We start from the raw sequence: 11557 nt of genomic DNA on the forward strand, positions 1-11557 counted from the left end.
TGCCGCCTGATCGCACAGTCAGGGGCAATGCAAAGGTGATCCCTCATGCTGCGCGCCGGGCACAATGGGATAAGCGTTATCAGCCTATACGGCATCATTATTCTGAGTAACAGGTCTAAACTGATTGAGTCTATGAGAAGAATTCATTAATTTCGGGCAAGGGAGTGATCATGCTGAAAGAAAATTTTCATGAGTTGCACTGCTTTCTGGCGGTAGCAAAAGCGCGCAGCTTTACCCAAGCGGCCGGTACGCTGGGCGTATCCCAGTCAGCCCTCAGCCACGCCGTCAAAGCCCTTGAGACGCGGCTAAATCTCCGGTTACTGACCCGCACCACCCGCAGCGTCGCGCCAACGGAAGCGGGTGAGCGCATCATCGCCTGCCTTGAGCCCGGGCTGCGGGAGCTGGATGTGGCACTGGACACCATTGTGCAGATGAGCGGTCTGCCAGCGGGAAATCTTCGCCTTTCGGCGGGGGATCATGCCATTGTCAGCCTGCTGTGGCCAAAACTTAAACCGTTTCTGCGTCGTTACCCGGCAATTCACGTTGAGCTGGTGGCGGATAATGGGCTGGTCGATATTGTCCGTGGGGGATTTGATGCCGGCGTGCGGCTGGGCGAAAGCGTAGAAAAGGACATGGTTGCTGTGAAAGTGGGGCCGGATATGCGCATGATCACGGTGGCCTCACCGGATTACCTTGCCCGCTATGGCACTCCCCACACCCCCCATGATTTACAGGATCACCGTTGCATCAACATGCGGCTACCCACGTCGGGTGGCGTCTATCACTGGGAGTTTGCACAGGCGGGTAAACCCTTACGCGTGCGGGTAGAGGGACAGCTGATCATCAATCCGCTGCCGGCGCGGATTGACGCGGCGCGGGAAGGCTTTGGCATTGCCTGCGTGCCGGAAGATACCGTGGCGGACCTGCTCCGCAGTGGCACATTGCTGGCGGTGTTGGACGACTGGTGCCCGGCGTTTGCCGGCTATTACCTCTATTACCCCAGCCGCAGACAGCATCCCCCGGCCTTCGCGTTACTGATTGAGGCGCTGCGCCACCGCGAGTGACCGCGCGCGAACGCCTGGCCCAGGCTGAGGCGCCATCTGTCGGCAATACGGCGGGCGGCGTCACAGATCCGAAACGTTTTGGTTGTGACCCGAAACGTTTCGTATGCACCATGTGTTTCTTTATGAGGGGAGAACACGCATGGAAACCACCTGTCAACGTCTGTCCAGCGCCAGCGCTGATCTGATCATCAAAACCCACCCGCACGCTGAAATCCTCTACTGGGGGCCGCGTCTGCAGCACTTTTCCCCAGAATACATTGCCAGCCTGGCGCGCCCGGTCGCCAACGGCCGGCTGGACGTCGATTCTCCGGTCACCCTGATGGCCGAGCTGAGCCACGGTCTGTTTGGGTCTCCGGGCATTGAGGGGCACCGGCAGGGGCTGGATGGTTCGCCGCGCTTTACCACCACGTCAGCGATCCGCGACGGTGAGAGCCTGACGCTGATAGCCGAAGATAGCGTCGCCGGTCTGACCCTGGAGAGCCAGCTGGTGATGAGTGCCGCCGGGGTGCTGAAGGTGCGCCATGGCCTGCGCAACCTGAAACCCGGCGCCTGGCAGCTGGATCGGCTGGCGGTAACGCTGCCGATTGCCGAGCGCGCCGGCGAAATCATGGCGTTTCACGGCCGCTGGACCCGGGAGTTTCAGCCGCACCGCGTCAGCCTGGCGCACGACAGCTACGTTATTGAAAACCGGCGCGGCCGCACGTCGCACGAACATTTTCCGGCGCTGATCGCCGGTACGCCGGGCTTCAACGAAAATCAGGGTGACGTCTGGGGCGTACACCTCGGCTGGAGCGGTAACCACCGCCTGCGCGCTGAGGTGAAAACCGATGGACGCCGCTATCTGCAGGCGGAAGCGCTGTGGCTACCGGGAGAGAAAACGCTGGAGCAGGGGGAAATGGCCTGGACCCCGTGGCTGTATGCCAGTCATTCGCCTCGGGGGCTGAACGGCATGAGTCAGCAGTTCCACCGTTTTCTGCGTGATGAGGTCATCCGCTTCCCGCAGGGCGCGCGCCGGCCGGTGCACCTGAATACCTGGGAGGGCATCTACTTCCGTCACGATCCCGACTATATCCTGCAGATGGCCGAAGCCGCCGCGCAGCTGGGCGTGGAGCGCTTCATCATTGATGACGGCTGGTTTAAGGGGCGCAATAACGACCTCGCCGCGCTGGGCGACTGGTACCTGGATGAGCAGAAATACCCGCAGGGGCTGACGCCGCTGATTGCGCGAGTCAACGCGCTGGGGATGGGATTTGGCATCTGGGTCGAGCCAGAGATGATCAATCCGGACTCGGATCTGTTCCGCGCGCACCCCGACTGGGTGCTGGCGCTACCGGGCTACGCGCAGGCAACTGGCCGTCACCAATACGTGCTGAATCTGAACATACCCGCCGCCTTCGACTACCTGGTGGCGCGACTGAGCTGGCTGCTGGGCGATCACGCCATAGAATACGTTAAATGGGACATGAATCGCGAACTGGTGCAGCCGGGACACGCCGGCCGCGCCGCCGCTGATGCGCAAACCCGTCAGTTTTACCGCCTGTTGGATACGTTACGCGCCCGTTTTCCAGCGGTGGAATTTGAATCCTGCGCCTCCGGCGGCGGCCGGATCGATTATGAAGTGTTGCAGCGCTGCCACCGCTTCTGGGCTTCAGACAATAACGACGCGCTGGAGCGCACCACGATTCAGCGCGGCATGAGCTACTTCTTCCCGCCGGAGGTAATGGGCGCCCACATCGGTCATCGTCGCTGTCACGCTACGTTCCGCCAGCACAGTATTGCTTTTCGCGGCTTGACCGCGCTGTTTGGTCACATGGGGCTGGAGCTGGATCCGGTCACGGCCGGTGCGGAGGAGCAGGCGGGCTATCGTCATTACAGCGCCCTCTACCGCCAGTGGCGCGATCTGATTCATGGCGGCACCCAGTGGCGGGTCGATATGCCCGATCGCACGACCGTCGCCCAGGGCGTGGTCAGCGACGATCAGCAGCAGGCGCTGTTTCTTGTCAGTCAGATAGCGATGCCGGACTACACACTGATGGCACCGCTGCGCGTGCCGGGACTCGACCCACTGGGACGCTACCGTATTACCCTGATCGATCATCCAAATATTCAGTTGACCGGACATGGCGGTCACACCATGCGTAAGCTGCCCGCCTGGATGGAGCAGCCGCAGGTCATCAGCGGCGAATGGCTGCAGGCGGCAGGTCTGTCCCTGCCAATTCTGGATCCGGAAAGCGCGATTCTGATCGCTCTGACGCGTGAGTAATTACCCCTAATATCGGGCCGCACGCACGGCCCGTCGTTGAGGAACACACCATGAACATCATTGCCTCTGTCTCGCGTAGTAACGCTAATTTTTGGATCTTCGGGCTGTTCTTTTTTCTCTATTTTTTCATTATGGCCACCTGCTTTCCGTTTCTGCCTATCTGGCTGTCGGATGTGATCGGCCTGAATAAGACCCATACCGGCATTGTCTTCTCCTGTATCTCGCTCTCGGCGATTGCCTTTCAGCCGCTGCTGGGCATTATCTCTGACCAGCTGGGGCTGAAAAAACATATGCTGTGGGTGATCGCCACGCTGCTGCTGTTTTTTGCACCGTTCTTTCTCTATGTGTTTGCGCCACTGGTGAAGAGTACGATCTGGCTGGGAGCGCTGGCGGGTGGCCTGTATATCGGCTTTGTTTTTTCGGCCGGTTCGGGCGCGATTGAAGCCTATATCGAGCGCGTCAGCCGCAGTAGCCATTTTGAATACGGTAAGGCGCGGATGTTTGGCTGCCTCGGATGGGGGCTGTGTGCGACCACGGCGGGCATGCTGTTCAGTATCGATCCCTCGTGGGTTTTCTGGATGGGATCGGCGGCGGCGGTGCTGCTAATGGGCCTGCTGCTGGTGGCCCGACCGCAGCGCAGCCAGAGAGCACAGGTGATTGATGCACTGGGCGCCAATTCGCGACAAATTACCCGGGCGATGGTGGTCAACCTGTTCCGCCAGCGCAAAATGTGGATGTTTGTTCTGTACGTGATCGGCGTAGCCTGCGTCTACGATGTTTTCGATCAGCAGTTTGCCACCTTTTTTAAAACCTTTTTCGCCACGCCGCAGGCCGGCACGCGGGCCTTTGGTTTTGCCACCACCGCGGGAGAGATCTGTAACGCCATCATTATGTTCTGCTCGCCGTGGATCATTAACCGCATCGGGGCAAAAAATACGCTGCTGATTGCCGGCTTTATTATGGCGACGCGGATCGTGGGGTCCGCCTTCGCCACCACGGCAGCAGAAGTGATCGCGCTGAAAATGTTGCATGCGCTGGAGGTACCCTTTCTGCTGGTGGGCGCATTTAAGTACATTACCGGGGTGTTTGATACCCGACTGTCGGCCACTATCTACCTGATTGGCTTTCAGTTTGCCAAACAACTGGCGGCGATTTTTCTCTCGACCCTCGCCGGTAACCTGTATGACAGGATCGGCTTTCAGGACACTTACCTGCTGCTTGGGATGATAGTGCTGACGGTAACGCTTATCTCGGCGCTGACGCTCTGCGGGCGAGCGGTCGGCGGCGTTCGCCAGGCCCCGGTGCAGTAGCTGACCACCGATAAAAAAAAGCCGATCCCGCGGGATCGGCTTGGTTGTGTCGCCGTGCCGCAAAACGCTAACGCGGTAGCCCTTCGCCAGTGCTGATCACCAGCGCCAGCAGACGCTGAATATCCTCCAGCGTCACCGTCGGATTCAGCAGGGTCATTTTCAGGCAGGTGACGCCGCGCTGCTCGGTCACGCCGACGTTCGCGCGGCCGGCGTCCAGCAGCGCATCGCCGATATGCTGATTCAGCAGTCCCAGCGCCGCATGATCGCCGGTGAAATCCGTCGGGCGATAGCGGAACAGCACGCTGGCCAGCTGCGGCGTCATCACCAGCTCCAGCGCGGGCTGGTGGGCGATCCAGGCCGCCACCTGCTGCGCCAGGTTTACGCCGTGATCGATGATCGCCGCGTACCGCTCTTCGCCCAGCGCCTCCAGCCCCATCCACAGTTTTAACGCGTCAAAGCGGCGGGTCGTTTGCAGAGACTTCGAGACCAGGTTCGGTACTCCCTGCGCCTCGTCAAACTCGGAGTTAAGGTAGGCTGCCTGATAGCGCATCAGCTCATAGTGGCGGGCGTCCTTCAGCAGAAACGCGCCGCAGCTGATAGTCTGGAAAAACTGCTTATGGAAATCGAGGGTAATTGAGTCAACCTGATCGAGCCCATCCAGCAGGTGGCGGTACTGCGCCGAGAGCAGCAGCGCGCCGCCCCAGGCCGCATCGACGTGCAGCCAGATCTGGTGCTGTTGCGCCAGGCTGGCAATCTCGCGCAGCGGGTCAATCGCGCCGGCGTCGGTGGTACCGGCGGTGGCCACAATGGCCAGTACCCGATCGCCGTTATCCCGGGCCTGCGCCAACTTTGCAGTCAGATCGGCAACGTCCATGCGGCCGACGGCATCGCATTTCACCTGCGTGACCGAGCGATAGCCCAGACCCAGCAGCGCCATGTTCTTTTGCACCGAGAAGTGCGCCTGCTCAGAGCAGAACACCGTCAGCTTGCGCAGATCGCCGGTCAGTCCGTCCTGCTGCACCGAGTGGCCCTGACGGGCAAAGAAAGCGTCGCGCGCCAGCATCAGCCCCATCAGGTTGCTCTGCGTCCCCCCGCTGGTGAACACGCCGGCGTCACCGGCGGCAAAGCCTGCCCGCTCACGTAGCCAGGCAATCAGCTTCATCTCCATCAGGGTAGCCGACGGACTCTGATCCCAGGAGTCCATACTCTGATTGGTGGCGTTGATCAGCACTTCCGCCGCCTGGCTGATCACCAGGCTCGGGCAGTGCAGATGGGCCACGCACTGCGGATGATGCACCGACAAACTGTCTTTCAGGAAGAATTCTACCGCGCGCTCAATGGCAGCGGCGTTGCCCAGCCCACCGGCGGTAAAGGCCAGTTCGATGCGATCGCGCAGGGCCGCAACGCTTTTGCCCTGGTACATTTCCGGCTGCTGCAGCCACTGCACAACCGCCTCGCTGCTCTGGGCGATGGCGTCGCGGTAAGCGGCGGTGCTGTGCGGCGCGGCGGCCAGAATAGGGTGTTGTTCAGACATGGTCTCTCCGGTTAAACGGGCTGCTGGCCGGCGGCTAACAGGGCCTGCTCGAGCTTATCCAGCACGATAGCCAGTTCCTGAGTGCTGATCAGCAGCGACGGCAGGAGGCGCAGTACGCTGCCGTGACGGCCACCGCGCTCCAGTATCAGCCCGGCTTCAAAACATTTTTTCTGCAGCAGGGCGGCGAGCTCGCCGTCGGCCGGATGGCAGCCGAGGCGGTCTGGTTCCGCCTGTGGTTTGACTATCTCAATACCGATCATCATCCCCAATCCACGGACGTGGCCGATAACCGGATAGCGTGCCTGCAGTTCGCGCAGGCGATCCTTCAGCCACTCGCCCTGCGCCGCGACTTTTTCTGCTATCCGCTGCTCCGTCAGATGCTGCAGGGTGGCCAGACCGGTGGCCATCGCCAGCTGGTTACCGCGGAAGGTTCCGGTATGATGACCCGGTTCCCAGGCATCAAAGTGCTTCCGAATCCCCAGCACTGCCAGCGGCAGACCGCCGCCCACCGCCTTGGACATCACGATGATATCCGGCTCAATCCCGGCGTGTTCGAAGGCAAAAAATTTGCCGGTGCGGGCAAAGCCGGCCTGCACTTCATCAAGGATCAGCACGATACCGTGTTCCGCGGTCACTTTACGGATGCGCTGCAGCCACGCCGCCGGTGCCGGGTTGACGCCGCCTTCGCCCTGAACCGCTTCCAGGATAACCGCCGCCGGTTTGCGCACGCCGCTCTCCACGTCGTTAATCAGATTTTCAAAGTAGTCGCTGTGCGCCTCGACGCCGGCCTCGCCGCCGATACCGAGCGGACAGCGATAGAGGTGCGGGTAGGGCATAAACTGCACCTCCGGCATCAGGCCGTTGATTGCCGCTTTCGGAGAGAGGTTTCCGGTGACCGCCAGCGCGCCGTGGGTCATACCGTGGTAGCCGCCGGAGAAGCTGATCACGCCGCTGCGGCCGGTATGTTTTTTCGCCAGCTTCAGGGCGGCTTCCACGGCATCAGCACCGGAGGGGCCGCAGAACTGCAGACAGTAGGCTTTACCCTGGCCGGGCAGTAGAGAGAGCAAATAAGCTGAGAAGCGATCTTTCAGGGGGGTGGTCAAGTCCAGTGTATGCAACGGCAAGCCGCAGGTAATAACACTCTGGATGCTGTCGATAACGTCAGGATGGTTGTGTCCCAGGGCCAGAGTACCGGCGCCGGCAAGGCAGTCAAGATATTGATTTCCTTCAACATCCGTTATCCAGACGCCTTCTGCTTTGGCGATAGCCAGCGGCAGCTTGCGCGGATAACTCCTGACATTAGATTCATATTCGGCCTGACGCGCTAAATACGATTCGTTGTTCCCATGTGCATCAAAAGTATTAATACGGACTTTATCCGTCATCATATCACTCCCACAACCGCAGACTTGTCGACGCTGCAGTTGAATCATGTTGTTAAAAAGGTGAGTTGCCTGCATTCAGGCGCGGCCAATATAGGGCTTTTACCCCCCCGGCTCAATGACTTTTATGATGCTGGAAAGTGAAGGATATTGGCGTGCGGTGAGCCGGGGTGGCGGAGACTAGGCTCCGCCACGAGAAGAGGGAATCAGGCCGCCGCGTTGAAATGCGCCTCAACGCCGGCGCAGACCTGATCTAACAGGGTGTAGCGCCGGCGATACTCCGCGCGCTTCTTGCTGGGAATCTCCACCTCTGTTTTACGCCCCAGCGTGCAGGGCAGCTGGAAGTGTCCCTGCTCATCGGCCTGCGCGCCCAGCGACAGCCAAAAAGCATCGTAATCCGCATGCATCAGGCGGCGGCGGCGGCGGTAGCGCGGTGACTGATAGATATGACTGTCGTTGCCGACGGCGATAATCTGGCTGGCGCCCAGCCCGCGCGCCAGCGCGGACAGCGCTTCCATCGCCAGCCGTTTGGGAAACAGACCATAGCAATCGCGGGTCAGCTGGCGAATTGACTCATGATCTACCTCGCTGTGGGCCCCCTGCATACCACCAATAAACAGCACTGGCCCCTCGTCGCGCTGCACCAGGGTGAAGGTGACGTTAACCAGTGGGGTACCCTGATGATTGGCAACCAGCAGCGTCGCTTCGCCCTCTTTATTCAGGCGGTCCAGCGACGCCAGCGCAATGTTCACCGTCTCGCCGCGCTTGTCGATCACGCTGACCAGCGGCCACGGATGGCCGCTGAGGTAACCGCGAAGCAGCGCCGCGGGCATCCGCTTGGCGCTCAGGTCGTAGTGGCTCAGCAGCGCCTGCAGCCGTTCCGCCATCGATAAACGCACCGATAAATAGGGGCGGTGCAGCTTACACGGGATCGCCGGCTGGGCCTGCAGAAACGTCAGCCGCTGCGGCTGGGCCGAAAACCAGCTCAGCAGCCGCCAGGAAAAAGGCCAGCAGAGCAGGGTGCGCAAAAAAAATTTCAGCCGGAATACCGGCTTTTGCCACGCGCGCCCCGGTTTTAATTCGCCTGAAGTCAATGCATAAAATAGCGATACTGGCGAAGTGCAGGTATTGTCAAGCGTGCTTTTCATTGTTGTTGTTCCTGTGTTTAACATTAATTCTGATGGCGATTTCAGAAGTACATATTATTTTCGCGATAGTAGCGTGCATAACCTCACCTGTTTCTAAACCAAGCTCTTTTTCATGATTAATTAACCTGGTCATGCCGAGAAAAACAGGCCGCAACGCTTTTCTGGTGCAAGTGTTTATGTATGTTCTTCCTGTTTGCACGGCACGGCATCACCCCATTCTGTGGCGTTATGGAGGGCACGCCGCACCGACGACTCACGGGACAGTGTTGCGTTAATAAAACAAAATAAAAGCAAAGGCAATAATAAATAATAAATAAAAAGAGCGGGGATGAAAAAATAAAAAGACAACAACAAATATTCGCCACATCATAGTAACCGATTGATATTTATATTATTGATTCGCCCTTGCTCGCGTCACGTTGACGCTATTCCATGTCGGCCCGCTGCGGCCCGGTAGCCTGCGATAAAAACATTGAGAAAAGTTGCAATGAGTAAAGCATTTATCATTAATGATCACATCACCTTCCAGGTATTGGAAAGAAAATTAATTCATCACTCTCGCCAGCAAGTGATCATGCTGCGTGCGCCTGCGGCGCTCTGCCTCAGTGTGTTACTGGAGCGTAAAGGCGAAATTGTCTCCCAAAAAGAACTCTTTCAGTACGGTTGGGAAGATTTTGGTATTGCGACCAGTAACAACACGCTGCACGGTGCCATCCACTCGCTGCGCAAAGCATTATTTCAGTTGAGCCTGAACGGGGATGAGGTGATTAAAACCGTTCCGCGCCGCGGCTTTATAATCGGCGATGCTATCCGCGTTCAGGCTGTCACGCTGCCGGCCGGGCAGAAGGCCGGTCCGCTGCCCCAAACGCCGCTCGCCAGCAATAAAAGATTATCGATGCGTAGTACGCTGCTGATGCTGGCAGCAGCGGCCGTGGCCGTGCTCTCTCTTTGTCTGGCGTGGCGCCTGCTGAACCCGGCGGCGATGTCGGGCTCTGTTCCGATGCCGCCCTGCAAGCAGGGTGCAGCGCGTTGAACCTGTTAACCCTGGTCGCTCACTATCGCCTGCCACGCCTTTGTGTAAGGTTACGTAAAGCAGACCGCAGCGGTTTTCACCCGCGGAGGAATACGCTATAAAGACATTAACGCTCCTTACCTGTCTTGCCATATCCGGATCACTGCATGAATGACACACTCCCGTCCCTTGCCATCGCCGGCCTGATCGTCCTGCTGACCGGCTGCGGCAATCACGCTGCGCATGAAACCGCCATTGCGCCCCCCGCGGCGGGCGGCGCGAACCAGAATCCTGACCTGATCCCGATTGTTGCGGCCCTGCATGACCAGATGCACACCTGGCATGATACGCCGTATGAGTGGGGAGGAACGCAACGCTCCGGCGTCGACTGTTCCGGCTATGTGTGGCGCACCCTGCGCGATCGCTTTAATCTGCCGATGGATCGCGTCACCACCGGCGATCTGCTGTTGATGGGAGAGCGCGTTACGCCGGCGCGCCTGCAGCCCGGAGATTTGGTGTTTTTCCGCATTAATGGTGGTATGCACGTGGGGTTCTACGACACCGAGCGACACTTCTTCCACGCCTCGGCCAGCAAGGGCGTGATCCGGTCGTCGCTGGATAATCCCTACTGGCAATCAGTCTACTACCAGGCGCGGCGGTTACCCCGCGAATACGGGGCACAGGTCACGCTGAATCACGAGCGTCTGACCGTCGCAAGCCGCTAAGCGTGTTGCACACATCGCCGCGCCAGGTGAAAAATGCCCGGGAACCAGGGTGCCGCCAGTCAGCAGAATTCACCAGGCACGATCATCGCCGGCCTTTTTTACTGCGACGCAGTCACCGGTGCGCCGGGCGTTTGCCGGAACCAGGCGACGACCCGGTCGATAGTGGCCGGCTGGAACCAGTGTAGATCGCCATGCCCCGCGCCGGCGACCAGCCGATACTCTACCGGGCTGCCGGCCGCGATCAGCACCTGATACAGCGTTGCGCTCTGCTGCGGCGAAACCAGCGTATCGGCACTGCCATGCAAAATCAGCAGGGGAGGTTTCGGCCCCGACAGCCAGCCGATCGGACTGGCGCGCAGCGCTTTTTCTGTCGAATCGTGGATCGTCGCCCCGGCAAACTCGCCGAACGCCGGTCCGTGCACCAGCAGCGCTTCGGTCACCGCCGGCGACTGATGAACACGCTGTATGGCGTCGGGAAATCCCGCGCCGATATTGCGCAGATCGCTGATACCGTACAGGCTGACGGCGACCTGCACCGACGACGACTGGTGAGTAAAATCCCCCTGTTCAAATGCGGTTTCTCCGTTGGTCATCGCCAGCATCTGCGCCAGCCAGCCGCCGGCGGAATCCCCCAGCACGCCGATCCGCTGCGGATCAATGCCCCACGGTGCCGCGTGCTGGCGTAAAAAGCGCACCGCGGCCTTACCGTCCACCACCGGCGCGGGAAACGTATCGGGGATAACCCGGTACTCGGCGGCGGCCACTACGAACCCCGCCGCGGCAAGGGCCATGCGCATCTCGATATATTTACCGTATTCGGCGGAGATAAAGCCGCCCCCCGGAACATAGAGGATGGCCGGCTTCAGCTGAGTCGTACGCGGTACCAGCAGTGACATACGCAGCGGTCGGACAGCGCGGGTAGACACCGCCTGGGGATAAGTCAAATTATCCATATAATCAATCATATCCTGCACAGATTTGACCATAATGATCTCGGCACCGTCGGTCATACCCGGTAGTGCGGCATGCGCCGGGTTAGCGGGGGGATTGATATCCGGTCAGCCATAGTGGTTCTCCTTTTGGGGGGCCTGCGACACCGCGCTGCGGTGCCGAAAACGG

General features: G+C 59.7%; 9 protein-coding genes. 5 read left to right on the top strand and 4 right to left on the bottom strand.

Annotated features, from left to right (window positions below; all coding sequences use genetic code 11):
* Positions 1 to 170: 170 nt before the first annotated feature.
* The 3 genes from BS626_RS07360 to BS626_RS07370 all read left to right on the top strand — a co-directional run bounded on the left by BS626_RS07360 (position 171) and on the right by BS626_RS07370 (position 4637).
* On the top strand, positions 171 to 1064 hold the full coding sequence (locus BS626_RS07360) for a LysR family transcriptional regulator (protein ID WP_075181744.1): 894 nt from the start codon (positions 171 to 173) through the stop codon (positions 1062 to 1064).
* A gap of 139 nt (positions 1065 to 1203) precedes the next feature.
* Positions 1204 to 3327, top strand: a complete 2124-nt coding sequence (locus BS626_RS07365) for an alpha-galactosidase (protein WP_075181745.1) — start codon at positions 1204 to 1206, stop codon at positions 3325 to 3327.
* 50 nt (positions 3328 to 3377) lie between these two features.
* Positions 3378 to 4637 carry an MFS transporter gene (locus BS626_RS07370; protein ID WP_075181746.1) on the top strand — a complete coding sequence of 420 codons (1260 nt, stop codon included), beginning with the start codon at positions 3378 to 3380 and terminating at the stop codon, positions 4635 to 4637.
* A 67-nt stretch (positions 4638 to 4704) separates the two neighbouring features.
* Here BS626_RS07370 and BS626_RS07375 read toward each other — a convergent pair whose 3' ends face one another.
* From BS626_RS07375 to BS626_RS07385, 3 genes are all read right to left on the bottom strand, one after another.
* A complete protein-coding gene (locus tag BS626_RS07375) occupies positions 4705 to 6171 on the bottom strand; it encodes an aspartate aminotransferase family protein (RefSeq protein ID WP_075181747.1) in 1467 nt (488 codons plus the stop codon).
* Positions 6172 to 6182: 11 nt separating this feature from the next.
* A complete protein-coding gene (locus BS626_RS07380; RefSeq protein WP_139308785.1) occupies positions 6183 to 7559 on the bottom strand; it encodes a diaminobutyrate--2-oxoglutarate transaminase in 1377 nt (458 codons plus the stop codon).
* 200 nt (positions 7560 to 7759) lie between these two features.
* Positions 7760 to 8701 carry a VirK/YbjX family protein gene (locus BS626_RS07385; protein ID WP_075181748.1) on the bottom strand — a complete coding sequence of 314 codons (942 nt, stop codon included), beginning with the start codon at positions 8699 to 8701 and terminating at the stop codon, positions 7760 to 7762.
* 487 nt (positions 8702 to 9188) lie between these two features.
* On the opposite strand from BS626_RS07385, the gene BS626_RS07390 reads away from it, so the two are divergent.
* Positions 9189 to 9734: a winged helix-turn-helix domain-containing protein gene (locus BS626_RS07390; RefSeq protein WP_075181749.1), complete on the top strand. Its 546-nt coding sequence runs from the start codon at positions 9189 to 9191 to the stop codon at positions 9732 to 9734.
* A gap of 146 nt (positions 9735 to 9880) precedes the next feature.
* Positions 9881 to 10438, top strand: coding sequence for a C40 family peptidase (locus BS626_RS07395; protein ID WP_075181750.1), 558 nt, complete (start codon positions 9881 to 9883; stop codon positions 10436 to 10438).
* A gap of 98 nt (positions 10439 to 10536) precedes the next feature.
* Here BS626_RS07395 and BS626_RS07400 read toward each other — a convergent pair whose 3' ends face one another.
* A complete protein-coding gene (locus tag BS626_RS07400; protein WP_083615912.1) occupies positions 10537 to 11448 on the bottom strand; it encodes an alpha/beta hydrolase in 912 nt (303 codons plus the stop codon).
* Positions 11449 to 11557 lie beyond the last annotated feature (109 nt).

This window comes from Pantoea sp. 1.19 (genome assembly GCF_001922585.1).
Taxonomy (GTDB): domain Bacteria; phylum Pseudomonadota; class Gammaproteobacteria; order Enterobacterales; family Enterobacteriaceae; genus 1-19.